Here is a 24,486-nt window from a genome sequence, read left to right as displayed (position 1 = left end):
CATGGGACGCTTCAGCCTGCCCGACGAGGCCCCCGGCGGCCTGGACTCGCCGGTGACGGCCAAGGTCATGAAGTACGGGGCGAAGGCCCAGGTGGCGGTCTTCCGGCTGACCGGCGGGCGCGTCGGCAGCACCTGGCGGGTCGGCGCCGGCTTCCGCAAACCGGTGCCGACGCTGCTGCTGGAGCACCGCGGGCGCAAGTCCGGCCGGCTGTTCACCACCCCGCTGCTGTACCTGCGCTCCGGCGACGACGTCGTCCTCGTCGGCTCCCAGGGCGGGCTGCCCCGGCACCCGCAGTGGTACTTCAACCTGGTCGCGCACCCCGAGACGCGCATCCACCTCAAGGGGCGTCGCGACGTCGCCGTCACGGCGCGGATCGCCGGGCCGGCGGAGCGCGCCGACCTCTGGCCGCGGCTGGTCGAGCTGTACGCCGACTTCGCGAAGTACCAGGCGTGGACCGAGCGGGAGATCCCGGTCGTGGTGCTCAGCCCGCGGTAGGCCCGGCCTTCAGCAGCTCAGCGAGGGCCTCCGGGAGCGCGTCGGCCAGCGGCCAGAGGTCCTTGACCAGCTCGCGCGCGCCGATCAGGCCGATGTGCACCTTGCCCGCGTTGGACAGCACGGTGACGTTCAGCCCGGCGCCGTGGAAGACCGGCCCGAGCGGGTAGAGCCCGGTGATCCGCGCGCCGAGCAGGTACAGCGGCATCGGCGGGCCGGGCACGTTCGAGACGACCAGGTTGTGCACCACCGGGTGCTTTTCGGCCAGCCGCAACGCCGAGTAGGCGCGCACGGCCATGCCGAACGCCGTCGCCGCGGAGAACTGCGCCCAGTCCTGCAGCATGTCGGCGTCGATGTCGTGGTGGTGGTCCTTCGACAGCCGGTTGGCCTCGGCGAGGAAGAACACGCGCGCGGCCGGGTCGGCCAGGTGCGTCGGCAGGGAGGCGAAGAAGGCCGAGACCTTGTTGCTGCCGTGGTCGCGTTCGGTCCGGTCGTGCACCGACACCGGGACGGTCGCGACCAGCGGGTCCTCGGGCAGCTCGCCGCGCACGTCGAGGAACTCCCGCAGCGCCCCGGCGACGAGCGCGAGCACGACGTCGTTGACCGTGACGCCGAAGGCGTTCTTCACCGCCTTGACGTCGTCAAGCTCGAGCTGGGCGAACGCCACGCTGCGGTGACCGGTGATCGTGCCGTTGAGTGACGTCCTCGGCGCGGTGAACGGGATCGGCATCCCCTTGCCGCGCAACGCTTTCCCGAGCCAGCGCGGGACGAGCTCCAGCAGGTCCGGCAGCAGCCGGGCGACCTCCAGCGGCCCCTTCACGACGTTGAAGACGCTGGAACGCAGGATGTCGAACGCGGCCGGGACGCCGGAGTTGGCCCGCTCGGTGACCTCGGGCGCCGGCGCGTCGGGTTCGAGGCCGGCGAGGTAGGTGATCAGGCTGGCGCCGCTCACGCCGTCGACGGTCGCGTGGTGCATCTTCAGCAGCACGGCGATCTCGCCGTCGGCCAGGCCTTCGATGACGTAGAGCTGCCACAGCGGGTAGGCGCGGTCGAGCTGCTGCCCGGCGATGTGCGCGCAGAGTTCGGCCAGCTCGACGCGGTCGCCGGGAGCGGGCACGCCGATGCGGTGCACGTGGTGGTCGAGGTCGAAGTCCTCGTCCTCCACCCACACGGGGTGACTGAGGTTCCAGAGTGGATTGTGCAGTTTGCGGCGGAATGCCGGGATCACCCGGACGCGTTCTTCCAGGCGCTGCTTGAGCTTCGCGAAGGTGTAGCCGCCGGGGACGGTCGAGCCGTCGAGGGTGAGCAGCCCGCAGACGTGCAGCACCTGCGACGACGTCTCCAGGTACAGGAAGCTCGCGTCGAGGCCGCTCAGTCTCTGCATGGCGCCAGCCTAAGCCACTTCCCGTGAGCGGCGCGTCACCCTACTCGTCGGTACCATGACTGGGGTGCAGCCGAACTTCCTGATCCGTCGCGCGGTCCAGCTCGGCCTCGCCGCGAACGCGCTCCGCCCGCTGCGAGCGCGTTCGACGTCGATCCCGGCGTTCTTCGCCGGCTGGCTGACGAGTGAGCTCGCGCCACAGTTCCTGGCGTTGACGGCCGCCGACACGGCCGTCCACCTGGCGCGGCACGGCGCGAGCGACCGGTCCACCCGGGCCGGCCTCGCGCTCGCCGCGGCCACGGCCGTCGGCCTGGGCGCGTCGATCCGCACGGGCCACGGCGCCCGCGACGAGATCGAGCGCGCGCTGAAGGAGGCCCTCGGCGACGACTACGCCGAAGAGCTGGGCCGCTCCGACCTGGGCCTGCCGTGGGGCGAGCTGGCGCTGCCGTTCCGGATGGGCGCGCCGGACGTCAAGGTGGACCGCGACATCGCCTACGCCCCGGGCGGCAAGCGGTTCCTGCTCGACGTCTACCGCCCGCTGGAACCGGTGACCGGCGCTCCCGTGTTGCTGCAGGTCCACGGCGGCGCGTGGGTGATCGGCAACAAGGAGGAGCAGGGCCGGCCGCTGATGCGCTACCTGGCGCGTCGCGGCTGGGTGTGCGTCGCGATCAACTACCCGCTCTCCCCCACACACCGCTGGCCGGCGCACATCATCGCGGCGAAGCGGTCGCTGGCGTGGATCCGCTCGGAGATCGCTGCTTACGGCGGCGACCCGAATTTCGTCGCGGTGACCGGCGGTTCGGCGGGCGGGCACCTGTCGTCGCTGCTGGCGCTGACGCAGAACGACGCGGCGCTGCAGCCGGAGTTCGAGGACGTCGACACGAGCGTCCAAGCGTGCGCACCGCACTACGGGGTGTACGACTTCGCGGCGACTTCCGGCTCCCCGGCGAGCAAGTACCGCCTGGAGAGCCTGCTGGCGCGACGGGTGTTCGCGGCCGACCGCGACCCGGTGAAGCATCTGGACGACTACATCGCGGCGTCGCCGTTCGACCGGGTTTCGTCGGAGGCGCCGCCGTTCTTCGTGATCCACGGCCGTGACGATTCGCTCGTGCCGGTCCGGGAAGCACGCGAGTTTGTCCGGCGGTTGCGGGAGAAGTCGACGAACCCCGTGGCGTACGCGGAGCTGGCGGGCGCGCAGCACGCGTTCGACGTGTTCACGTCGGTTCGCAGCGCCCACGTGGTCCGCGGGGTCGCGCGGTTCCTGGACCACACGTACCTGCAGTGGAAGGCCGCTCAGTAGGCCAGGTCCACCGGGCTCGCCGAGGGCGGACCGTCGAGGCGCCACTCCGCGCCCGACCGCACGAAGCGGTACCAGCGGGCGTCACGGCCGTAGCGGAGCTGCCGGTCGCCCTGGGTGAGCCGGTTGCGCCAGATTCTCGGGGTGCCCGGGAAGCCCGCCTCGGCCAGGATCGCCTGGGCTTCGGCGAGCGGGCCGGGGCCGGGCTGCCAGGTCTCGCGCAGCGCGGTCAGGCCACCGCGGCCGGCTTCACGCCAGGCCGCTGCCCAGCGGGCCAGGTCGCGTGGCGGGACCTCGGCCGCCTCGGCCAGCGCGGTGACTTCGGCGGCGGACCGGCCGGCCGCGCGGCGGGTGAGGTCTTCTTCGAACGTCAGCTCCGCGGCCGTCGCGCCGCCGATCAGGATGTCCCGCGCCAGGGACGCCGCGTCCGCGGCCAGCGCGGACAGCGCCGCCGCCGTCCAGCCGGTGCCGGCCGGCGGGTCCAGGTCCAGCACCGCCGGTCGTCCCGCGGTGCGCGGCGGGGGCGGCAGCGCCGGGATCGCGCCCGGCCGCCGGGCGTAGGCGGCTTTCGGCGAGAGCCCGTGGTCCTCGGGCTTGGGCAGCTTCGGCCGCTCCCCGCGCGCCGGCGCCCGGCGGGCCCGCAGCTCGGCCAGGACGTCCGCCCGCGGCCGGCCGCGCAGCAGGAACAACACGAACGGGTCGCGGTCCACCTCGTCGGCGACCAGGTAGTACACCGCGGCGACGTGCTTGCACGGGTTCGCCGAGTCCGGGCACGAGCACCGCGGCCGCAGGTCACCCGGCCCCGGCAGCAGGTCGGCGCCCGCCTCGCGGGCCTGCTCGGCGAGCGCGCCCGGCAGTTCGCCGTCGAGCAGCGCCGCCGCGTGCCCGAGCTGGGTGCCGACCACACCCAGCAGGGTGTCCCATTCGCCGTCGGTGAAGGTGCGCATGGTGATCGTCACCCGGTAGGGCTGCGGCCGGCTGCCGCGCACCCGGGCGCTCACCGCCCCGGCCCCGACGCTCAGCTCGCTGACCGTGTCCTTCCGCGCGTAAGTCCGCCCGCGCGGCAGCCGGTTCGGGTCGAGCTTCGCGCGCTGCTCCAGCGCGTCGACCCAGGCCCGGCCCCACCACGTCGTGCCGAAGGTCCGCCGCGGCGGCATCACCCGCTCCCGAGCCGCACCAGGTCGGCCAGCTCGTCGTCGGACAGTTCGGTGATCCAGTCTTCCCCGGCGCCGACGATCGACTCGGCGAGCCCGCGTTTCCTCTCGAGCACGACGGCGATCCGCTCCTCCAGGGTGCCTTCGGCGATCAGCCGGTGCACCTGCACCGGCCGGTCCTGGCCGATCCGGTAGGCGCGGTCGGTGGCCTGGTCCTCGACCGCCGGGTTCCACCAGCGGTCGTAGTGGATCACGTGGGTGGCCTTGGTCAGGTTGAGCCCGACCCCGCCGGCCTTGAGCGAGAGCAGGAACACCGGGATCTCCCCGGCCTGGAACCGGTCGACCATGTCCTGGCGCTGCCCCGGCGAGCTCTCGCCGGAGAGCAGCTCGGTGGGCAGCCCGCGTTCCTCCAGCCGGCGCCGGAGCAGCTTGCACAGCTGTACGTACTGGCTGAACACGAGCACGCTCTCGCCCTCGTCGAGGATCACGTCCAGCAGTTCCTCGAACGCGGCGAGCTTGCCCGAGCGGCCGGTGAGCGCGCCGTGCGGTTCCTTGAGGAACTGCGCCGGGTGGTTGCAGATCTGCTTGAGCTCGGTGAGCAGCTGCAGCACCTGCCCGCGCCGCTGGATGCCCTGCGTCGCCTTGATCTCGGCCAGGTTCTCCCGCACCACGGCCTCGTACAGCGTGGTCTGCTCGGCGGTCAGCGGGACGAACCGGTCGGTCTCGGTCTTGGGCGGCAGCTCCGGGGCGATGTCAGGGTCGCTCTTGCGGCGCCGCAGCAGGAACGGCCGCACGGTCGTGGCGAGCCGCTCGGTCACGGCCTTGTCCCGATCACGCTCGATGGGCCGCGCCACGGTGCGGCGGAAGCGATCGAGCGGGCCGAGCAGCCCGGGCGTCGTCCAGTCCACAATGGACCACAGTTCGGTGAGCCGGTTCTCCACCGGTGTGCCGGTGAGCGCCACCCTGGCCCGCGCGGGGACCTTGCGCAGCTCCTTGGCCGTGGCCGACAGCGGGTTCTTCACGTGCTGCGCCTCGTCCGCGGCGACCAGCCCCCAGTCCACTTCGGACAGTGTCTCGCGGTCGCGGCGCAGCACACCGTAGGTGGCCAGGACGACTTCGTCGGGCGCGAGGTCGCCGAGGTGCCGGCGGCCACCGTGGAACCGGCGGACGGGGATGTGGGGCGCGAAGCGGGCGAACTCGCGTTCCCAGTTGCCGAGCAGGGAGGTCGGGCAGAGCACGAGGGTCGGCCCGCCGGGCTTCGGCTCGTCGCCCGGCGGGATGCCGGCGGCGGTCTCCGGGGAAACGTCGCCAGTGGGTGCTGTCGAGTCAGTGGGCGCCGTCGAGTCCGTGAGCGCGCGGCGGTGCAGGTGCAGGGCGATCAGCTGGATCGTCTTGCCCAGGCCCATGTCGTCGGCCAGGCACGCGCCCAGGCCCAGGCCGGTCATCGTCGCCAGCCAGGCCAGCCCCGCCTGTTGGTACGGCCTCAGCGTCGCCTGCAGGCCCGGTGGCGGGGCCGCCAGGTCGCCCGGGCGGTCGCGGAGGCGTTCCACCAAGCCGCCGAGGACCGAGGGGGCCGCGAACTCGACCCGCTCGCCGTCCAGTTCCAGCTCGCCCGTGAGCGCCGCCGCCAGCGCCTCACCCGCGCCGAGCTGGCGGCTGCGGCCGCGGACCTTGGCCAGCAGCTGCGGGTCGACGCGGACCCACTGGCCGCGCAATCGGACCAGCGGCCGCTTCGCCTCGGCCAGCGCCGTGACCTCGGCCTCGGTCAGCTGCTCGCCGCCCAGGCTGAGCTGCCAGCGGAACTCCAGCATGCTGCGCAGCGCGAAGTCCGGGCCGGTGACGCTCGCCGGCGCCTGCGTCGCGCTCGCCTTCGCCTTGACCTCGCCCGCGAACATGCCCTTCGACCAGAGCACCTCGATCCCGGCGCCGCCCAGGTCACGGCTGCCGTCGGTGAGCAGGTCGACGACCTCGTCGTCCGACAGCGGCAGCTCGGCGGGCGCGGACTCGGCCAGCACCCGGCCCAACGGCGGCCACGCCCGCGCGCCACGCCGCAGGCCGAGCAGCACCTGCGTCTCCACCTGGTCGCCGAGGCGGCTCAGCACCGCGTCCGGCGCGTCCCAGAGTGTCGCCGCCTCCACCACCAGGCTCGCCTCGGCCGTGCTGCGCACCGCGAGCACTCCGGCGAACGCGTCCTCGCCGCGCGCCTCGACCCGCAGGATCAGCTGGGCGCCCCGTGGCTCGCGCTCCGCCAGCTCGGCCAGCCAAGCCGCACCGTCCGGGCCGAGCAGCGCCGGTTCCCGCGCCGCGAACGCCGGGTCGCCCGCCCCGACCGGCGCCGCCGGGCTGCGCACCAGCAGGTCGGCCGTCGCGTCCCAGAGCGCGCGCACCAGCGAGTCCGGCGAGTGCAGCCGGATGCGTTTCAGCCCGGTCAACGGCAGCGCGTACGCCTCCGGTGGCAACGCGCCGGCGAGCCCGCGCAGCAGCTCCTCGTCCGCGGCGTCCAGCGGCCCGATCCGCCACGAGCCGACCCCGCTCGGCGTGACGGCCGGGCGCAGCCGCCCCCGCGCGACGAGGTTCACCCCGGCGTTGACGGCCGCCGACCACGCCGCGACGGCCGGGCTCGCTTCGTCCCCGACGGTCAGCAGCCGCGGCAGCGCGCGTTCGAGCGGGACGAGCTCGGCGTCCACCTTCGTCCGCGCGAACTTCCCGCCCCGAGGCAGCACGAGCTCGATCGTGGTCCCGCCGGCCACGTCACCGCCCCACAGCGCCAGCACGCCTTCCCTCGGCGGATCCGAGGGAAGGTAGGTGGCCTGGGTCTGTGCGCTGAACTCCACGCCCGCAACGCTAGATGACCGGTCCGACAGTTTCGGGTCCGGCGGCACGAACGGGCCGTTCGCACCGTCTCGCCATGCAACTCACACGCCGAAACGTCGTACCCGGACGGTCGGCCCGCGTGCCTGGAGAGTCGGTTCGCGTGATTGGACGGTCGGTTCGCGTGATTGGAGGGTCAACTCACGTGATTGGAGGGACGACTCGCGTGATCCGGGCCGGGTCTCGCGTGACTGGGGGCGTGACTCGCGTGATTGGGGGCGGGACTCGGTCAGCGGGGTAGGCCCAGCAGGCGTTCTGCGGTGAGGTTGCGGAGGACTTGGGTGGTGCCGCCGGCGATCGAGAGGCAGCGGGTCATCAGGAACTCGTGTTGCGCGGCCGCCGCGGGGCCGGTCGCGGCCATGGCGGCCGTGCCGGCCAGGGTCAGGGCGAACTCCGCGACGTCCTGGCGGTGCTGCACTCCGAGCAGCTTGCGGACGCTCGACTCCGCGCCCGGGTCCTGGCCGCCGAGCCGGCGCAGAGCCGCCCGGAGGTCAAGGACCGAGCCCGCGACGCCTTGGGCGACCAGCTCGCCGAGGCGATCGCGGGCGACGTCGTCCAGGGACGAGGCGTCCACTGTGGACACCAGCTGCTGCACGCTCTCGCCGACCGCCGAACCGCCGCCGATGGCCACGCGCTCGTTCGCCAGGGTCGTGCGCGCCAGCCGCCAGCCGCCGTTCGGCTCGCCGACGACGTCGGCGTCGGGCACGAAGACGTCGTCGAGGAACACCTCGTTGAACACGGCGTCGCCGGTGATCTCGCGCAGCGGCCGGGTGGTGATGCCCTCGGCGCGCATGTCGACCAGGAAGTACGTGATGCCCTTGTGCTTGGGCGCGTCCGGGTCGGTGCGGGCCAGGCAGATCCCCCAGCCGGCTTCGCGGGCCAGCGACGTCCACACCTTCTGCCCGCTCAGCCGCCAGCCGCCGTCGACGCGCCGGGCCGCCGTCCGCAGCGAGGCCAGGTCGGAGCCGGCGCCGGGCTCGCTGAACAGCTGGCACCACGTCAGCTCGCCCCGCAGGGTGGGCCGGGCGAACCGCGCGCGTTGCTCGTCGCTGCCGTGCTCGAGGATCGTCGGCACCGCCCACGCGCCGATGACCAGGTCCGGACGGCGAACACCGGCGGCGGCCAGCGCTCCGTCGATCCGCAGCTGGAGAGCGGCATCGGCACCACGGCCGAACGGCGCCGGCCAGTGCGGGGTCAGCAACCCCGCGTCGGCCAGCGCGACCCGCAGCTCGGCTTCGGGCAGCGCGGCGATCCGCGCGACCTCGTCCCGCAGTGAAGGATCGTCACCGACGTCGACGCCGAGAGTGCGTTCGGTCCCGGCGAGCGCGAGGGCCGCCGCCCGCCGCCGCCACGGCCCGGAGCCGCCGAGCCACTGCCGCAGCGCGATGGCCCGGCGCAGGTAGAGGTGGGCGTCGTGCTCCCAGGTGAAGCCGATCCCGCCGAGCACCTGGACGCAGTCTTCGGCGTTGGCGACGGCCGCGTCGAGGGCGACGACGGCCGCGCTCGCCACCGAGAGCGGGTGCTGCCCGTTGGCCGCGTCCCAGGCCAGCGCTTCGGCCGCTTCGGCGCGGCAAAGCATCTCGGCGCACAGGTGCTTGATCGCCTGGAATCCCCCGATCGGCTGACCGAACTGCTCGCGGACCTTGGCGTACTCGACGGCGACGGTGAGCGTCCGCCGCGCCACCCCGGCGGCCTCGGCGGCGGCCAGGGTCGCGGCGAGCTCGGCCACCGGCGGCAGCGTCAAGACCGCACCGGAAACATCGGCGACCCGGACGCGCCCCAACGGCCGGGAGAAGTCGAACGGCGCCACCGGTTCGATCGTGACGCCGGGAGTGCCGGGCGCGAGCAGCACGTGGCCGTCGCCGGAGGGCACCAGCAGCCAGGCGCCCGGGTGCGCGCCGGGCACGAGGACGTCGTCGGCGGGCTCGTCCAGCAGCACCGCGATCGTGGCCGTTCCTTCGGCCAACGCCGTCAGCAGCTCCTTGGCTTCGGCGACCGAGGCGAGCAGCAGGCCGCCGAGCGCGGTGCTCAGGACGGGCCCCGGCACCAGTTCCCCGGCCGCCGCGGCGAGCCCGGCGGCGAGATCGGCGATGCTGCCGTCGGCCCCGCCCGCGGCGGCCGGCAACGCGACGCCGAACAGGCCGAGGTCGGCGAACCCGGCGGGAATCCCCGCCGGGGGCCCGGTTTCCGCCGCCCGGACCGCGTCGCGCGGCCGGTGGGCGGCGGACCAGGCGTGGATCGCCGCGGCCAGCGCGGCCTGTTCGTCGGTGAGCGCGACCGGCATCGGGTCTCCTCGCGGTTACGGGACACTACTCGCGAGTGTAGAACGTGTTACAGTTTTTCGGCCAGTGGGTCATTGGTTGAACGTTTCGCCAGGACAGGTACTCTACGTCGTGAACTGGAACAAGTTCCGGAGGACGGGGGAAGCCGATGCCCGGCAAAGCCAAGGCACCGACCAAGGCGCGTGGTAACGGGCTGAGCGCGATCGGCGCCGACGAGCTCGGTTCGGCCGCCCAGCGCGACCGCCGTCGCCGGATCATCGACGCGACCCTCGCCCTGGCCTCGAAGGGCGGCTACGACGCCGTCCAGATGCGAGCCGTCGCGGAGAAGGCGGACGTCGCCCTCGGCACGCTCTACCGGTACTTCCCGTCGAAGATCCACCTGCTCGTCTCCGGACTGGCGCGCGAGTTCGAGCGGGCGCAGGAAAAGCTGGAGCGCCAAGCCATCCCGGGCGAGACGCCGGCCGAGCGGCTGATGTTCGTGCTGGGCCGCAACACGCGGCTGATGCAGCGCGACCCGCACCTCACCGAGGCGATGGTGCGCGCGTTCATGTTCGCCGACACGTCCGCCGCGGCCGAGGTGGAGCAGGTCGGCCTGCTGATGGAGAACATGTTCGCCCAGGCGATGGGCATCACCGACCCGACCGAGGCCGACCGCGACATCTTCCACGTCGTCGCGGACGTCTGGATGGCGAACCTGGTGGCCTGGGTGACCCGCCGCGCGTCGGCCGCCGACGTCGCGAACCGCCTCGAACTGTCGGTCCACCTGCTGCTCGACAAGTGATCCCGACGGCGGGGGTCGCCGACGCGCACCGCCACCTCCTCCGCGCCCTGGGCGGCCTGACCGACGCCGAGGTCGGCGCACCCACGACGTTGCCCGGGTGGACGCGCGGGCACGTCCTGGCCCACGTCACGGACGCCGGGCGCGCGCTGGCGGACCTGGTGGAGCACGCCGTGCGCGGGGTGCTGATCCCGCTGTACGACCCGGCGACGCACGACCGCGACGGCATCATCGAGGCGACCGCGGGCCGGACCGCCGACGAACACCGCAGCGCCCTGCGCGAGCACTCCGAACGGCTGGAAGTCGCGTGGAGCCGGGTCGCCGACTGGGACCAGCCGGTGAACTACCGCGACGGCAAGCTGTCCAGCACGGTGTTCGCGCGCTGGCGCGAGGTCTGGATCCACGCCGTCGACGTCGGAGCCGCGACGCCGGCCGACTGGCCGGGCGACTTCTGCGAACACGCCGTGGACTTCCTCAAGGAACGCCTGCCGCACGACGCGATCGTCACCGGGCCGCCGCGCGCGCTCGCCGGGTGGCTGTCCGGAAGGGACACCGGCGACGGCCTCACCGGCGACCTGCCGGAGCTGGGCCCGTGGCCGGGCGGGCGCCCCCGGAGCGGGGACGCCCGCTGAGCCGCTAGGCGTTGAGCTTCGGCAGGACTTCCTTGCCGAAGGTGCTCAGGAACTCGTCCTGGTTGCGGCCCACGTTGTGGATGTAGATCCGGTTGAAGCCGGCGTCGACGTACTTCTGCAGCGCCGCGCGGTGCACGTCCGGGTCGCTCGAGACGACCATGCGGCCCTCGAAGTCCTCGCGCCGCACCAGCTTCGCCATCTGCGCGAAGTCGAACGGCGAGCGGACGTCGGCCTTCGGGAACTTCATGCCGCCGTTGGGCCACTGGTCCAGGGCGTTGGCCCAGGCCGTCTCGTCGTCCTCGGCCCACGACAGGTGCACCTGCAGCAGCTTCGGCATCGAGTCCGGGTCCTTGCCGGCCTTCTTCGCACCCTGGTTGAAGTTGTCCACGATCCCGGCCAGCTTGTCGATGGACGCGCCGGGCGTGATCAGGCCGTCGGCCAGCTCACCGGTCTTGCGGGAGGTGTACGGGCCCGCGGAGGCGATGTAGACGGGCGGCGGCGGGCCGTCGGGCAGTGTCCACAAGCGCGTGTTGTGCAGCTTGAAGAACTCGCCCGAGTGCTTGACGTCCTTGCCGGTGAACAGCTTCCGGATGATCTCGAGGGCCTCGAACATCCGCCGGACCCGCTCCGGGGCCTCCGGCCAGTAGCCGCCGACGATGTGCTCGTTGAGGGCCTCGCCGGAACCGATGCCCAGCCAGGTCCGGCCCGGGTAGGTCGCCTCGAGGGTGGCCGCGGCCTGCGCGACCATCGCCGGGTGCAGCCGGAACGACGGGCACGTCACGCCCGGGCCGAGGTCACCGGTCGTGTTCTCGGCCAGCGACGCCAGCACGCTCCACACGAACGAGGCCTCACCCTGCTGGGGCACCCACGGCTGGAAGTGGTCGGCGGCCATCTGGCCGGAGAACCCCTGCTCCTCGGCCAGCTTCGCCAGCCGGATCGACTCCCGCGGCGAGAACTGCTCCAGCGCCGCGGCGAGACCGATTTGCACTTCACTCACGCGTCCTGCTCCTTCATCTTGATCCTCTCCCGCCATCGAACCACGATCACCGGTGCGCCGCCGCCACCTCGGCGAGCTCGTCGAGCGCCTTGAGCGTCTCGGCCTCCGGCAGGGTCTCCAGCATGAACGTGTAGCGCTCGGCGCCCGCGTCGCGGAAGCCGTCGATCACCTTGGCCTTCGTATCGCCGCCGAAGACGGCGAACTGGACGTCTTCGCGGCCCTCGGCGTTCAGCCGCTCGCGAACCTTCTTGGCCTCGTCGAAGTGCAGGTTCCCGCGCAGCAACCAGCCGTCGCCGTACTTGATCAGCCGCTTGATCGCGGCCTCGCTCTCGCCGCCGATGTAGATCGGCGGGTGCGGCTTGTGGACCGGCTTCGGCCAAGCGTAGATGGGGTCGAAGTCGACGTGCTCGCCGTGGAACTCGGCCTCGTCCTTCGTCCAGATCTCCTTGAGCGCGGCCAGCTGCTCGTCGATCAGCGCGCCACGGGTCGTCGGGTCGGTGCCGTGGTTGGCCATCTCCTCGCGGTTCCAGCCGACGCCGACGCCGAACAGCGCGCGGCCGTCGGAGATCAGGTCGAGCGAGGCGACCTCCTTGGCGGTGTGGATCACGTCACGCTGGATCAGCAGCGCGATGCCGGTGCCGAGCAGCAGCTCCGACGTCGTGGTCGCGGCCGCGGTGAGCGCCACGAACGGGTCGAGGGTGCGCTTGTACTTCTCCGGCAGGTCGCCGCCGCCCGGGTACGCGCTGTCGCGGCTCACGGGGATGTGCGAGTGCTCGGCCAGGAACAGCGAGTCGAACCCGCGCTCCTCCAGTGCGGCGCCCAGCACGTCCGGCCGGATGCCCTCGTCGGTCACGAACGTCGAGATCCCGAATTTCATACCAACGACTACCCCTCGCTCCGCCGCCGTATTCCCCGGGTTGACAGCCGGCCACCGACCGTCGCACGATGGAGTTATCTCATCATACGTTGAATAAGGGGGCAAGGATGACGAATCCGGGCACGAGCGCCGAAGATCTCGACTTCGAGCAGGCCTACCGCGGCGCCACCCCGATCGGGCGGAAGATGCCGTGGGACCTCGGCGCGCCGCAGCCGCTGGTGGTCGCGCTGGCCGACGCCGGCGGGTTCACCGGCGAGGTGCTCGACATCGGCTGCGGACTCGGCGACAACTCCGGGTTCCTCGCCTCGCGCGGGCTGAGCGTCACCGGATTGGATGGCGCGCCGTCGGCCGTGGAGCAGGCCCGCACCCGCGCCCCGGGAGTCACCTTCGCCGTGGCCGACGCGACAAAGCTCGAAGGCTACGAAGGCCGCTTCGACACGGTGCTCGACAGCGCGCTCTACCACTGCCTGAGCGAGGACGCGCGGCGCGAATACCTGGCCGCGCTGACCCGCGCGACCCGCCCGGGCGCACGGCTGCACCTCTTCTGCTTCTCGCAGGAGGTGCCGAACGCGTTCCCGGCGCCGTACCTGATCAGCGAGGCGAACCTGCGCGAGACCGTCGGCAAGGACTGGACGATCGAGCGGCTCGAGCCCGCCGTCTACACGACCGCGTTCGACGCGCGGGAGCTGCAGGCCAGCGTCCAGGCGTTCCTCGACCCCTCGGCCGACACGTCCGCGCTGGCCGGCCTGGACACCGACGCGGACGGGCGCGTGCTGGTACCGGTCTGGCAGCTGACGGCGGTCCGCAGCTGACCCGTCAGACGTTGCGGCGGTACTGGCCGCCGACCTCGAAGAACGCTTCCGTGATCTGGCCCAGCGAACAGACGCGGGCCGCGTCCATCAGGACGCCGAACAGGTTGCCGCCGCGGGTGGCCGCCTCGCGCAGGGCCTTGAGGGCCTGCTGGGCGTCTTCCTTGTGGCGGTGCTGGAAGTCCGACAGCCGGTCCAGCTGGGACTTCTTCTCGTCCTCGGTCGCGCGGGCGAGCTCGACCTCGATGTCGTCCTCGCCCGCGCGCGGGTTGCGGAACGTGTTGACGCCGATGATCGGCAGCGAGCCGTCGTGCTTCTTGCGCTCGTACAGGATCGACTCGTCCTGGATCTTGCCGCGCTGGTAGCCGGTCTCCATCGCGCCGAGCACGCCGCCGCGCTCGGAGATGCGGTCGAACTCGACCAGCACCGCTTCCTCGACCAGGTCGGTCAGCTCGTCGACGACGAACGAACCCTGCAGCGGGTTCTCGTTCTTCGACAGGCCCCACTCCTTGTTGATGATCATCTGGATGGCCATCGCGCGGCGCACCGACGACTCCGACGGCGTGGTGACCGCCTCGTCGAACGCGTTGGTGTGAAGTGAGTTCGCATTGTCGTAGAGCGCGCACAGCGCCTGCAGCGTGGTGCGGATGTCGTTGAAGCTCATCTCCTGCGCGTGCAGCGACCGCCCGGACGTCTGCACGTGGTACTTGAGCTTCTGCGACCGCTCGTTCGCGCCGTAGCGCTCCTTCATGGCCACGGCCCAGATCCGCCGCGCCACCCGGCCGAGCACCGTGTACTCCGCGTCCATGCCGTTGGAAAAGAAGAACGACAGGTTCGGCGCGAAGTCGTTGATGTCCATCCCGCGCGCCAGGTACGACTCGACGTAGGTGAAGCCGTTGGACAACGTGAACGCCAGCTGCGAGATCGGGTTCGCCCCGGCCTCGGCGATGTGGTAGCCGGAGATCGACACCGAGTAGAAGTTGCGGACGCCGTGTCCGATGAACCACTCCTGGATGTCGGCCATCATCCGGAGGCTGAACTCGGTGGAGAAGATGCAGGTGTTCTGACCCTGGTCCTCCTTGAGGATGTCGGCCTGCACCGTGCCGCGCACGTTCTTGAGCGCCCACTCGCGCAGCTCGGCGGTCTCGGCCTCGGAGGGATCGCGCCCGTGCTCGGCCTTGAACGCCTCGACGCGCTGGTCGATCGCGGTGTTGAGGAAGTAGGCCAGGATCGTCGGCGCCGGGCCGTTGATCGTCATCGACACCGACGTGTTCGGCGCGGTCAGGTCGAAGCCGTCGTAGAGGACCTTCATGTCCTCGAGCGTCGCGATGGACACGCCCGAGGTGCCGACCTTGCCGTAGATGTCGGGGCGGGTGTGCGGGTCGTGGCCGTAGAGCGTCACCGAGTCGAACGCCGTCGAGAGACGCTTGGCCTCGGAGTCGGCCGAGAGCATCTTGAACCGGCGGTTGGTGCGGAACGCGTCACCCTCGCCGGCGAACATGCGGGCCGGGTCCTCACCATCGCGCTTGAACGGGAAAACCCCCGCGGTGTAAGGGAAGTAGCCGGGCAGGTTCTCGCGGCGGAGGAACGACAGCAGCTCGCCCGACTCGGCGTACCGCGGCAGGGCGACGCGCGGGACGCGGTTGCCGGACAGCGTGTCGCGCCACAGCTGGGTGCGCAACTCCTTGTCGCGGATCTTCACGACCAGCTCGTCCTGGCGGTATTCCTCGGCCAGCGAGCGGAAGCGTTCGAGCAGCTCGGTCGCTTCGCCGTCCACATCGGACTTCGCGGTGGCGAGCAGCCCGTCGAGAGCGTCGGTCGACGCGTCCACCTTGGCCAGTTCCTCACGGGCGGTCGTCAGCGCCTCGTGCTTGCGGATCGCCGCGACCTGCTTCTCCGTCGTCGCGTGGTACCCGCGGACGGTCTCGGCGATGTCGGCCAGGTAGCGGGCCCTGGTGCCCGGGATGACGGTGCTCGCGTCCGTCGAGACCTTGCCCTCGACCTGCGGCAACGTCCCGGCCGAGACGGTCAGGCCGCGCTCGGCGAGCAGGCCCCGCAGCTGCTGGTACAGCGCGGTGACGCCGTCGTCGTTGAACTTCGCCGCGCTCGTGCCGTACACCGGCATGTCGTCCGGGCCGGACTCGAACGCCTCGCGGTTGCGCACCAGCTGGCGGGCGACGTCGCGGCGGGCGTCCTCGGCGCCGCGGCGCTCGAACTTGTTGATCGCGACGACGTCGGCGAAGTCGAGCATGTCGATCTTCTCCAGCTGCGACGCGGCGCCGAACTCCGGCGTCATCACGTACAGCGACTGGTCCACGAAGTCGACGATCCCGGCGTCACCCTGGCCGATGCCCGGCGTCTCGACGATCACCAGGTCGAAGCCGGCGGCCTTGCACGCCAGGATGGACTCGCTCAGGCCGGCCGGGATCTCACCGGACGTCGTCCGGGTGGCCAGCGAGCGGAAGTACACCGGAGAGCCGTCCAGGCAGTTCATCCGGATCCGGTCGCCGAGCAGCGCGCCGCCGCCCTTGCGCCGCGACGGGTCGACCGCGAGCACCGCGATCCGCAGCTTGTCCTCCTGGTCCAGCCGAAAGCGCCGGATCAGCTCGTCGGTGAGCGACGACTTGCCCGAGCCGCCGGTGCCGGTGATGCCGAGGACCGGCACCTCCCGCTTGGCCGCGGCTTCGGTGATCCCGGTCAGCACGTCGCCGGACAGGCGTTCGGCCTGCAGCTGCGTGATGACGCGGGAGAGCGCTGCGACGTCCCCGGACAGCACCTTGTCGAGGGCCGGGCCGTCGGCCGCCAGATCGACGTCGCAGGCCTTGATCATCATGTTGATCATGCCCGGCAGGCCCATCTCGTAGCCGTCTTCGGGCGAGAAGATCCGGGCGACGCCGCGCGAGTGGAGCAGGTCGATCTCCTCGCGCACGATCACCCCGCCCCCGCCGCCGAAGACCTTGATGTGACCGGCGCCGCGCTCGCGCAGCAGCTCGACCAGGTAGGAGAAGTACTCGACGTGCCCGCCCTGGTAAGCCGAGATGGCCACCCCCTGGACGTCTTCGGCGATGGCCGCGGTGGCCACCTCGTCGACCGACCGGTTGTGGCCGAGGTGCACGACCTCCGCACCCTGCGACTGCAGGATCCGCCGCATGATGTTGATCGACGCGTCGTGGCCGTCGAAGAGGCTCGACGCCGTGACGAACCGGACGGGGTGCGCGGGGCGGTACAGCTCACTGCTCATCCCTCCAAAATACTTTGACTTCCTACTATTGGAAACCCGACGGCCGGTGACGCGGGTCTCACGGCGGCTCGAGCGAACCTTGACAACCGCCAGCTGGACGCTATGTTTAACCAATCCCTTAATTAACAAGGTGCTGAAATGACTGCTGCCACCGATCACCTGAGCCGCACGTTCTCGGCGCTCGCCGACCCGACGCGGCGCGCCATCCTCGCCCGGCTGTCCGCCGGCGAGGCGACGGTCAACGAGCTCGCCGGGCCGCTGCCGATGAGCCTGCCCGCGGTGTCCCGGCACCTGAAGGTGCTGGAACAGGCCGGGCTGATCACCCGCGGCCGCACCCGCCAGTGGCGGCCCTGTCGGCTCGAGGGGAAACCGCTGGAGGACGTCGCCGACTGGGTGGCCGCCTACCGCCGGTTCTGGGAGGGCGGCTTCGACCGCCTCGACGAGCACCTGCGGGAGCTGCGGAAAGGAGCCGGAGGTGCCTGACTCCGCACTGACCATCACCCGCGTCTTCGACGCGCCCCGCGAGCTCGTGTTCACGGCGTGGACCGACCCGGACCACCTGGCGAGCCGGCTGGGCCCCAGCGGGTTCACCGGGTGCGCCGTCACCCTCGACACCCGCGAACGCGACGGCTGGACCTCCAGCTTTGCCGACCTGGCCGGCTCCTTCCCCACCCGACGAGAGGAAACCCGATGACCGCGATCGTCTCCCCGCAGGAATGGCAGGCCGCGCGCGACGCGCTCCTGGTCAAGGAGAAAGAGCACATGAAGGCGGCCGACGCCCTCGCCGCCGAACGCCGGCGCCTGCCGATGGTCCGCTTCGACGCGACCTACCCCTTCGACAGCGCCGACGGGAAGGTCAGCCTGCTCGACCTGTTCGAGGGCCGCCGCCAGCTGATCGTCTACCACTTCATGCTGCACCCGGGCGACGAAGCGGGCTGCCCGGGCTGTTCGCTGCTGGTCGACAACCTGCCGCACCTGGCCCACCTGCACGCCCGCGACGTCACGTTCAAGGTCGTCGCGCCGGCGACGCTGCCCGAGATCGAGCGGTACCGGACGCGCATGGGCTGGGACGTGCCGTGGGTGTCCGCGCACGGCACGAGCTTCACCGAGGACTGCGGGGTCGGCGCGGGCTTCGGCGTCAGCGTCTTCCTGCGGGAGGGCGACGACGTCTTCCGCACGTACTTCACCACCGGCCGCGGCGGCGAGGTGTTCCTGGCGTCGCACCGCTACCTCGACGTCACCCCGCTCGGCCGGCAGGAGGCCTGGGAAGAGGAGAGCCACGGCGACGACGCGCCCAGCTCCTGGTGGCGCCGTCACGACGAATACTGAGAGCTCCGGGCGCGCTTCAGCGCCGCGACGCCGGGCCCGGGGCACTCCCCCGGGCCCTGACGGCGTCAGCGCGCGTTGGCCGCCCGCAGTGCGATCCACTGCCGCATCGCGTACTCGACCAGCGTGATCAACGTCTGCTTCGTCGACTCCCGGTCCCGGGCGTCGCAGCGGACGATCGGGATGTTCGGGTCGATCGACAGCGCCTCGCGGACGTCGTTGATGTCGTGCTCCAGTACGCCGTCGAACGTGTTCACGCCGACGATGTAGGGCAGCCCGCGGTCCTCGAAGAAGTCGATCGGCGCGAACGAGTCCGCCAGCCTGCGGGTGTCGGCCAGGATCACCGCGCCGATGGCGCCGCGGACCAGGTCGTCCCACATGAACCAGAACCGCTGCTGCCCGGGCGTGCCGAACAGGTAGAGGATCAGGTCCGCGTCCAGCGACACCCGGCCGAAGTCCATCGCGACGGTGGTCGTCGACTTGTTCGGCGTCTGGTCGAGGTTGTCGATGCCGCGGCTCGCGTCGGTCATCATCGCCTCGGTGGTGAGCGGAACGATCTCCGACACCGACCCGACGAACGTCGTCTTCCCCGCGCCGAAGCCGCCCGCCACCACGATCTTGGCGGATGTCATGGTCGGGGGCGCGGTTTCCCGCGGTGCCTTAAAGCCGACGGAGTCCACTCAAAACCCTTTCCATCAACACCAGATGTGCCTCGGCGCCGTCATTGCCCGTTATCGTCTTGTGCACCGTGACCAGCCCCGCGTCCGCCGCGTCGCTGATCAGCACCCGGGCCACGCCCAGAGGCACCCGCATCACCGACACGATCTCGGCGACCGAACGGGGGGTCCGGCACTCTTCCATGATCGAGACGCACTCGATCTGCTCCGCGGCAACCTCGGGGAAGCCACCGGTAGCGTAGTCCCTCGCGGAGACCAATGTCTCCAGCTCCAGGGCGTAGTTTGCCCGAGTGCGTCCGCCGGTCAGCGCGTAGGGCCGGACAATCGCCGTCTGATCCTCGGGTGAGGGCGCCTGCTCGAACACCGCGGGCATCACGAACTCGCCGCTGGGTGGGCCCGGATCGAACAAACCCCCTGGTCGGGGGCCGTCCGAGTCGGTACTGCCGGGTGGAGAGACTAAAGAGGTCACTCGATCTCCTTGGTCGGCCGACGGCGCTGGTGACGCCGGCGGTTCCGCGACCGCGTGCGCACCGGCGGCCGGGGGTGGCGGGGACTCCTTGCCCTTCTTGCGCTTCCGGCGGGCACGGCCGGAATCCAGGGAGAACCCGTTGAAGACGTCGGCAAAAGTGCCGTCGCCTCCGTGACCGGGGGCCTCCGCCTCCGGGGGTTCGCCGGCAGATCCGGACCCCGTGCTCATCGCGCCATCATCCCACCGGTTCGCCGATCAGGGACCCACCCGAACCCTGGAGCTGGGCGCGCAGCTCCGGGGTCAGGATCTGGCCGACCCGGTCGACGAGCATCGTCATTTCGTACGCGACCTGGCCGATGTCGCAGTTGGGGGCGGCGAGCACGGCCAGGCAGGATCCGTCGCTGATCGACATCAGCACCATGATCCCCAGCTCCATCTCCACCACCGTCTCGTTCACCGCGCCGGCCTCGAAGCACCGTGCGGCGCCCTGAGTCAGGCTGACCAGTCCCGACGCGACCGCGGCGAGCTGGTCGGCCCGGTCGAGCGGAAGCCGGTTCGACGCGGACAGCAGCAGGCCGTCCGCCGAGACGACCACCGCGTGCGCCACGCCGGGTACTCGCTCGGCGAAGTCGTTGACCAGCCAGCCGAACTGATTCTGCGTCGGCTGAGCGCTACTCGGCGAGGTCATTCACCCTCCAGTGTCTCGTGGTTCGTCTCGGTCGCCCGAGCGTTGCGGTGGCGTCCGCGCTCGATGCCCTGCTGGAAACTGCGCAGGCGACCGCGCACGTCGTGTGCGTCGCGTTGTGGTCGGGGGGCCGCGGCCCCGATGGGCGGTGCGGCGCTGCCCGGGAGCAGCTGCTCCCCGCGGCGGCGCCGGGGCAATCCTGCCGAAGTGAACGTGGCGGGTGCCGACTGGGACACCGCTTGCACGGTCCGCCAGCCTTCGTCCGAGCCGAAGTTCCACTCCGCCGTCGCCTCCAGGGCGGCGTCTTCCCGGCGGGACGTCGGAGTCTCCTCCGGCGGCTCGGATGCCGGGCCGGACCGCCGGCTCGGCAGCGCCGGGGGTGGCTGGTCCTGGAAGGCGGGGTGTCCGCCCTGCTGGGGCAGCTCCTGCTGGTCCGGTTGGTGTTGCCCGGATTGCTGCTGTCCGGGCCGGCCCGGGTGTTGCCCGGGCTGCGGGAACGCCGACGGCTGCCGGTAGGCCCCCGGCGGCTGCTCCTGGAACGGACGGCCCGGCCCCGGCTGCGGCGGCATCGGCGGCTGCCCGCCGAACTGCCGCGGCAGGGAGAACTGCCCGGAGCCGGGCTGCCGGTACGCCTGCGGTCCACCAGGCTGGTGCGGCCCCGACGGCCGGGGTTGCCGGTCGCCGGGCTGCTGGTAGGCCGAGGGCGGCCGGAACTCCTGCTGCCCGCCGGGCTGGTACGCGCCCGGCCGGGACGGGTCGCCGGGCTGCCCGTCGGGCGGCTGGAAGGCCGCCCGCTGCGGCGCCGACGGCCGGGAACCGGGGTAGGGCCCCGCTTCCGGTCCACCGGGCTGCGGGAACTGCGGTCCGTCGGGCTGCTGCTGCTCGGCCTGCTGACCCGGCTGCGGCCCGCCGAACTGGTGGAGCGCCGACGGCTGGACCGGCTGCGGCCCACCGGAATACCGCGCCGCGGCCGGCCGGTCCGGCTGCTGGGAGTCGGGCTGCTGTTGGCCCGGCTGTCGCAGCCCGTTCACCTGGTTCGGCTTCGGCAGGCCGTTCGGCTGCTGCCGGCCCGGCTGCGAGAGACCGTTCTGCTGCCCAGGCTGCGGCTGGCCGTTCGACCGGCCCGACCACTGCTGCGCCTGCTGCGGCAGACCGTTCGACTCGGCCGGTTGCCGCTCGTCCGGCTCGAGCGAGCCGTTCGACTTGTCCTCGCCGGCCTGCGGCAAGCCGTTCTGCCGGCCCGGCCGCGCGTCGGGCTGGTCCTGCTGAAGGGCCTCCGCCTGCGACAGCGCGTCCTGCTGCTCGCTGCCGGACTCCGCACTCTGGGCCGCCGCGGCTTCGCGGGCTTCCTGGCGACCTCGGGTCACGCCCTGCTGGAAGCTGCTCAGGCGGCCGCGGACGTCCGCCGGGTCGCGGACCGGGAGGTCCGAACCCGCCGGGGCCGGTGAGGCGAAGGCCGCCGGGCTGGAGGTCGCGCTGCCCGGCATGAGCTGCTCGCCGCGGCGGCGGCGCGGGAGGCCCGCGTCGGTGAACGCCGTCGGCTCGGCCTTCGTGACCGCCTGGACCGTGCGGAACTCTTCGTCGCTCGCGAAGTCCCAGCTGCGGCCCTCCGGCTCGGCGGCCGGCTCCTCTTCGGGCGCCGATTCCTCGTCGGCGACGGACTCCTCGTCGACGACCGGTGTCGCGGCGGCCGGCACCGGCTTCCCGGCGGCGGGCTTCTCAGTAGCGGTCTTCTCGGCGGCCGGCTTCTCAGTGGCCGGCTTCTCCGCGGGCTTGTCCTCGCGGAACCACGCGGACAGCATCTCGTCGAAGATCGGCGTCGTCTCGGAGCGGTCCGGCGCCGGGGCGGGCGCGGGCTTGGCCGCCGGGGACGGCTTCCCGGTCGCGTGCCGCCACCAGTCGCTGAGCGTGGTCTCGTTGGCGGAGAACAGGTCCTTGCCCGAGGGCAGGTCGTCGTGGCGCGGCGGCTGCGGCACCGGCAGCACCGCGGGCAGGGTCGGCCGCGGCGGCGGGGCCGGGTCGTCCTTCGGGATCGGGGCGAACAGGTCCGTCCCCGAGATCTCCAGGTCCGTCGGCGGCCGCTCGGCGCCGGGGCCGTGCCCGTTGGCCAGCCCGGCGAGGTCGCTGGCCGACGGCCACCGCTCCTCCCCCATCGGCGGCTGCTGCGGGACGACGACCGGCTGCGGGCGGGAGCTGCCGTTGACCTGGCGGCGCGGCAGCATGCCGGCCGAGCCCAGCGGCGACTGCTGCACCGTGCCGATCTGGCCGGTCAGCGGACCGTCGGTCACCGGCATCACCAGCTCCGCCGGGACGACGACGGTGGCCCGGACGCCGACGATGTCCTTGCCGCCGTGCAGCGACACCCCGATCCGGTGGCGGCTGGCCAGCCGGCCGACCACGAACAGGCCCATCCGGCGTGACGTCGCCAGGTCGACCGACCCGGCCTCGGTCAGCCGGGTGTTCGCCTCGGCGACCTCGGCCTCGTTCATGCCGATGCCCTTGTCGAGGATGTCGATGTTGAGCGAACCGTCGTCGCCCAGCCGCGACGCCACCGTCACCGACGTCTCCGGCGCGGAGAACGCGGTCGCGTTGTCCAGCAGCTCGGCGACCAGGCGCATCAGGTCGCTCGCGGCGTACCCGACGATCCGTGCCGGGGGCGGCGGCTGCACCTGGACCCGTTGGTACTGCTCGATCTCCGACACCGCGGCGCGGAGCATGTCGGTGGTGCCGACCGGCTTGCCGGAGCGGCGGCCCGGCTCGGCGCCGGAGAGGACCATCAGGTTCTCGTTGTTGCGCCGCATGCGGGTGGCGAGGTGGTCGAGCTGGAACAGCGTCGCCAGCTGGTCGGCGTCCTCTTCGTCGCGCTCCAGCTGCTCGATCAGCTGCAGCTGCCGCTGCACCAGGCTCTGGCTGCGCCGGGACAGGTTGACGAACACGCTGCCGTAGCCGGTGCGCATCGCGGCCTGCTCGGTCGCCAGCCGCAGCGCCTGGTGGTGCACCTTGTCGAAGGCGCGCGCCACTTCGCCGACCTCGTCGTCGGTGCGGATCGGCACCGGCGTGACGTCCGTGCCCTGCGCGCGGCCTTCCTGGATGTTGCGGACGGCTTCGGGCAGCGCGGTCTCGGCGACGTCGAGCGCGCTGCGGCGCAGCACCTTCAGCGAGCGCAGCAGCTGGCGGGTGATGAGGAAGACGACCGCGACGGCGAGCACCAGCGCGGCGAACAGCAGCACCGCGAGCAGGCCCGCGCCGCTGCTGGCCTCCTCGACCATCGACGACGACGTGTCCGACGCCTGCGTGCCGAGCCGGTCGGCGACCTGGGCGATCTGCGCCCGCATCGCCGTGGACGCGATGTTCCAGTCGGTCGCGGAGAGGGCGCGGAAGGCGGCCCGCGCGGAGTCGGGCTGCGCGCCGAGCACGGACTCGACCATCCGGGCGCGGCTCTGCGCGTCGGTGCCTTCGGCGATCGCCGAGAAGTCGCGCTGCAGCGCGTCGCCCGCCGCGGCCCGGAAGTCGACGAGCCGGTCGGCCAGCCGCAGCTCGGCGGCGCGGAGGGTGGCCAGCTCGCTCGGCGAGAGCGCGCCGCGGTTGATGCCGTAGGACACCATCGCCTGGCTGAGCGACACCTGCTCGCCCGCGACGAGCAGCTCGTGCAGCCCGGCGGGCGTGCCGCCGAGGGTGCCGTCGCCGGCGCCGGCGGTGGCCGCGGTGTCGAGGCCGATCAGCGCGCCGGTGACCCCGGAGTACGCGGTGACGGCCTGGCCCGGGTCGAGCTGGCCGCCGTCGACCTGACGGCGGAGGAAGTCGAGGTTGTTGACCTGCGCGGTGGCCGCGCCCGCCGCCCCGGCCACGCCGGGCTCGATGGCGGACCCGCGGGCCTGCGCGTCGGTGAACGGGCCGACCGCGGCGTCGGTCGCCTTGCGGGCCGTCGCCAGCTCGGGCGTGCCGCCGACGGTGCCGTCGGTCAGCATCGCCGCCGTGACCGTGCGTTCCTGTTGCAGCGCGCTGGTGAGCGCGCGCACCTGGACGCCGAGCGCGACGAGCCGGTCGAGCCGCTGGTAGTCGTCCGAGCGGCCGACCTGGCCGGCGATCGTCGTGATGCCGAGCACCATCGCGAGGACGATGGGCACGACGGTGACGGCCGAGAGCTTGACGGGGAGGCTCCAGTCGCGCCAGCGCACGAGCGCCCGCAAGACGGCCTTCCCCTTCGACCGCCGGGGTGCTCGGCCGAGCAGTTCCCCGACGGGCACCTGACCTTCTCCTGCAACGGTCACGTGAGTGACTCCCTGTCCGGCGTCATGGATCCGCGTCGGCCGCACGGCGTCCCGGCTCGCGGCGTTCCGGCGGGCGGTCGTGCCGCCGCCGCCCAGCCGCTCCCCGGGCCCCCTCGCACGTCCCCGGCTGCCCCTCCGGCCGCGCGCAGCGAGCACCGTCCCGGCGTCCCGTTCCCGGGACTCTGCACGTGCACGGCGCAAGTTGCGGTCTGCACGGTCGTCGAGATCAACTTAATCGGTGCCAAT

Annotated in this window: 19 protein-coding genes; 8 read left to right on the top strand and 11 right to left on the bottom strand. The window is 72.3% G+C overall.

Annotated features, from left to right (window positions below; translation table 11 throughout):
• The first annotated feature begins 1 nt into the window (after position 1).
• Positions 2-496, top strand: coding sequence for a nitroreductase family deazaflavin-dependent oxidoreductase (locus ACLJQZ_RS13270; RefSeq protein ID WP_410620300.1), 495 nt, complete (start codon positions 2-4; stop codon positions 494-496).
• On the opposite strand, the gene ACLJQZ_RS13265 is transcribed toward ACLJQZ_RS13270, so the two are convergent.
• Complete coding sequence (locus ACLJQZ_RS13265; RefSeq protein ID WP_410620299.1) at positions 483-1,877, bottom strand: WS/DGAT/MGAT family O-acyltransferase; 1,395 nt, start codon at positions 1,875-1,877, stop codon at positions 483-485. The two genes, ACLJQZ_RS13270 and ACLJQZ_RS13265, sit on opposite strands and share 14 nt — an antisense overlap.
• Before the next feature lie 64 nt (positions 1,878-1,941).
• On the opposite strand from ACLJQZ_RS13265, the gene ACLJQZ_RS13260 reads away from it, so the two are divergent.
• On the top strand, positions 1,942-3,174 hold the full coding sequence (locus ACLJQZ_RS13260) for an alpha/beta hydrolase (protein ID WP_410620298.1): 1,233 nt from the start codon (positions 1,942-1,944) through the stop codon (positions 3,172-3,174).
• Here ACLJQZ_RS13260 and ACLJQZ_RS13255 read toward each other — a convergent pair.
• The 3 genes from ACLJQZ_RS13255 to ACLJQZ_RS13245 form a co-directional block, all read right to left on the bottom strand.
• The gene (locus ACLJQZ_RS13255) at positions 3,168-4,328 is read right to left on the bottom strand and encodes an SWIM zinc finger family protein (protein WP_410620297.1); all 1,161 of its coding nucleotides are present in this window, start codon (positions 4,326-4,328) and stop codon (positions 3,168-3,170) included. The two genes, ACLJQZ_RS13260 and ACLJQZ_RS13255, sit on opposite strands and share 7 nt — an antisense overlap.
• Positions 4,328-7,159: a DEAD/DEAH box helicase gene (locus tag ACLJQZ_RS13250; protein ID WP_410620296.1), complete on the bottom strand. Its 2,832-nt coding sequence runs from the start codon at positions 7,157-7,159 to the stop codon at positions 4,328-4,330. The genes ACLJQZ_RS13255 and ACLJQZ_RS13250 overlap by 1 nt, the downstream gene beginning before the upstream one ends.
• A gap of 266 nt (positions 7,160-7,425) precedes the next feature.
• On the bottom strand, positions 7,426-9,480 hold the full coding sequence (locus tag ACLJQZ_RS13245) for an acyl-CoA dehydrogenase family protein (protein WP_410620295.1): 2,055 nt from the start codon (positions 9,478-9,480) through the stop codon (positions 7,426-7,428).
• A gap of 146 nt (positions 9,481-9,626) precedes the next feature.
• Between ACLJQZ_RS13245 and kstR the strand changes: the two genes are divergently transcribed.
• On the top strand, positions 9,627-10,259 hold the full coding sequence (kstR, locus tag ACLJQZ_RS13240; protein ID WP_247063307.1) for a cholesterol catabolism transcriptional regulator KstR: 633 nt from the start codon (positions 9,627-9,629) through the stop codon (positions 10,257-10,259).
• Positions 10,256-10,888 (top strand): maleylpyruvate isomerase family mycothiol-dependent enzyme, encoded by a 633-nt coding sequence (locus ACLJQZ_RS13235; RefSeq protein WP_410620294.1) that lies wholly within the window; start codon positions 10,256-10,258, stop codon positions 10,886-10,888. Before kstR ends, ACLJQZ_RS13235 begins: the two co-directional genes overlap by 4 nt.
• Positions 10,889-10,892: 4 nt before the next feature.
• Here the strand turns inward: ACLJQZ_RS13235 and ACLJQZ_RS13230 are convergent, their stop codons facing one another.
• Both ACLJQZ_RS13230 and ACLJQZ_RS13225 read right to left on the bottom strand, forming a co-directional pair.
• Positions 10,893-11,885, bottom strand: coding sequence for a TIGR03557 family F420-dependent LLM class oxidoreductase (locus tag ACLJQZ_RS13230; protein ID WP_326954893.1), 993 nt, complete (start codon positions 11,883-11,885; stop codon positions 10,893-10,895).
• Between the two features lie 46 nt (positions 11,886-11,931).
• Entirely contained in the window at positions 11,932-12,762 is an 831-nt protein-coding gene (locus tag ACLJQZ_RS13225; RefSeq protein WP_410620293.1) for an LLM class F420-dependent oxidoreductase, read from the bottom strand.
• A 107-nt stretch (positions 12,763-12,869) separates the two neighbouring features.
• On the opposite strand from ACLJQZ_RS13225, the gene ACLJQZ_RS13220 reads away from it, so the two are divergent.
• The gene (locus tag ACLJQZ_RS13220; protein ID WP_410620292.1) at positions 12,870-13,574 is read left to right on the top strand and encodes a class I SAM-dependent methyltransferase; all 705 of its coding nucleotides are present in this window, start codon (positions 12,870-12,872) and stop codon (positions 13,572-13,574) included.
• 4 nt (positions 13,575-13,578) lie between these two features.
• Here ACLJQZ_RS13220 and icmF read toward each other — a convergent pair whose 3' ends face one another.
• Positions 13,579-16,812, bottom strand: coding sequence for a fused isobutyryl-CoA mutase/GTPase IcmF (icmF, locus tag ACLJQZ_RS13215; RefSeq protein WP_410620291.1), 3,234 nt, complete (start codon positions 16,810-16,812; stop codon positions 13,579-13,581).
• Positions 16,813-16,950: 138 nt separating this feature from the next.
• On the opposite strand from icmF, the gene ACLJQZ_RS13210 reads away from it, so the two are divergent.
• Genes ACLJQZ_RS13210 through ACLJQZ_RS13200 form a run of 3 tightly spaced genes read left to right on the top strand, consistent with a single transcriptional unit; the run spans position 16,951 to position 18,141 of the window.
• Positions 16,951-17,295: an ArsR/SmtB family transcription factor gene (locus tag ACLJQZ_RS13210; RefSeq protein WP_410620290.1), complete on the top strand. Its 345-nt coding sequence runs from the start codon at positions 16,951-16,953 to the stop codon at positions 17,293-17,295.
• Entirely contained in the window at positions 17,288-17,506 is a 219-nt protein-coding gene (locus ACLJQZ_RS13205; RefSeq protein WP_410620289.1) for an SRPBCC domain-containing protein, read from the top strand. The genes ACLJQZ_RS13210 and ACLJQZ_RS13205 overlap by 8 nt, the downstream gene beginning before the upstream one ends.
• Positions 17,503-18,141 carry a DUF899 domain-containing protein gene (locus ACLJQZ_RS13200; protein WP_410620288.1) on the top strand — a complete coding sequence of 213 codons (639 nt, stop codon included), beginning with the start codon at positions 17,503-17,505 and terminating at the stop codon, positions 18,139-18,141. Before ACLJQZ_RS13205 ends, ACLJQZ_RS13200 begins: the two co-directional genes overlap by 4 nt.
• A 65-nt stretch (positions 18,142-18,206) precedes the next feature.
• Here ACLJQZ_RS13200 and ACLJQZ_RS13195 read toward each other — a convergent pair whose 3' ends face one another.
• Genes ACLJQZ_RS13195 through ACLJQZ_RS13180 form a run of 4 tightly spaced genes read right to left on the bottom strand, consistent with a single transcriptional unit; the run spans position 18,207 to position 24,216 of the window.
• Positions 18,207-18,770: a GTP-binding protein gene (locus ACLJQZ_RS13195; protein ID WP_247063294.1), complete on the bottom strand. Its 564-nt coding sequence runs from the start codon at positions 18,768-18,770 to the stop codon at positions 18,207-18,209.
• Between the two features lie 28 nt (positions 18,771-18,798).
• A complete protein-coding gene (locus ACLJQZ_RS13190) occupies positions 18,799-19,512 on the bottom strand; it encodes a DUF742 domain-containing protein (RefSeq protein ID WP_410620287.1) in 714 nt (237 codons plus the stop codon).
• A 7-nt stretch (positions 19,513-19,519) separates the two neighbouring features.
• Positions 19,520-19,972 (bottom strand): roadblock/LC7 domain-containing protein, encoded by a 453-nt coding sequence (locus ACLJQZ_RS13185; protein ID WP_247063292.1) that lies wholly within the window; start codon positions 19,970-19,972, stop codon positions 19,520-19,522.
• The gene (locus ACLJQZ_RS13180; RefSeq protein WP_410620429.1) at positions 19,969-24,216 is read right to left on the bottom strand and encodes a nitrate- and nitrite sensing domain-containing protein; all 4,248 of its coding nucleotides are present in this window, start codon (positions 24,214-24,216) and stop codon (positions 19,969-19,971) included. Before ACLJQZ_RS13180 ends, ACLJQZ_RS13185 begins: the two co-directional genes overlap by 4 nt.
• Positions 24,217-24,486 lie beyond the last annotated feature (270 nt).

The sequence above is a fragment of the Amycolatopsis sp. cmx-8-4 genome (assembly GCF_046548675.1).
Taxonomy (GTDB): Bacteria; Actinomycetota; Actinomycetes; order Mycobacteriales; family Pseudonocardiaceae; genus Amycolatopsis.
The sequence above is the reverse complement of the archived record's forward strand: the minus strand, read 5'-3'. Positions and strand labels throughout refer to the sequence as shown.

What these genes read in the sequence shown, in the direction of transcription:
- ACLJQZ_RS13270 (WP_410620300.1), top strand. Translation starts at nt 2, where the DNA reads ATGGGACGCTTCAGCCTGCCCGACGAGGCCCCCGGCGGCCTGGACTCG.
- ACLJQZ_RS13265 (WP_410620299.1), bottom strand. Translation starts at nt 1,877, where the DNA reads ATGCAGAGACTGAGCGGCCTCGACGCGAGCTTCCTGTACCTGGAGACG.
- ACLJQZ_RS13255 (WP_410620297.1), bottom strand. Translation starts at nt 4,328, where the DNA reads ATGCCGCCGCGGCGGACCTTCGGCACGACGTGGTGGGGCCGGGCCTGG.
- ACLJQZ_RS13245 (WP_410620295.1), bottom strand. Translation starts at nt 9,480, where the DNA reads ATGCCGGTCGCGCTCACCGACGAACAGGCCGCGCTGGCCGCGGCGATC.
- kstR (WP_247063307.1), top strand. Translation starts at nt 9,627, where the DNA reads ATGCCCGGCAAAGCCAAGGCACCGACCAAGGCGCGTGGTAACGGGCTG.
- ACLJQZ_RS13225 (WP_410620293.1), bottom strand. Translation starts at nt 12,762, where the DNA reads ATGAAATTCGGGATCTCGACGTTCGTGACCGACGAGGGCATCCGGCCG.
- ACLJQZ_RS13220 (WP_410620292.1), top strand. Translation starts at nt 12,870, where the DNA reads ATGACGAATCCGGGCACGAGCGCCGAAGATCTCGACTTCGAGCAGGCC.
- icmF (WP_410620291.1), bottom strand. Translation starts at nt 16,812, where the DNA reads ATGAGCAGTGAGCTGTACCGCCCCGCGCACCCCGTCCGGTTCGTCACG.
- ACLJQZ_RS13210 (WP_410620290.1), top strand. Translation starts at nt 16,951, where the DNA reads ATGACTGCTGCCACCGATCACCTGAGCCGCACGTTCTCGGCGCTCGCC.
- ACLJQZ_RS13200 (WP_410620288.1), top strand. Translation starts at nt 17,503, where the DNA reads ATGACCGCGATCGTCTCCCCGCAGGAATGGCAGGCCGCGCGCGACGCG.
- ACLJQZ_RS13195 (WP_247063294.1), bottom strand. Translation starts at nt 18,770, where the DNA reads ATGACATCCGCCAAGATCGTGGTGGCGGGCGGCTTCGGCGCGGGGAAG.
- ACLJQZ_RS13190 (WP_410620287.1), bottom strand. Translation starts at nt 19,512, where the DNA reads ATGAGCACGGGGTCCGGATCTGCCGGCGAACCCCCGGAGGCGGAGGCC.
- ACLJQZ_RS13185 (WP_247063292.1), bottom strand. Translation starts at nt 19,972, where the DNA reads ATGACCTCGCCGAGTAGCGCTCAGCCGACGCAGAATCAGTTCGGCTGG.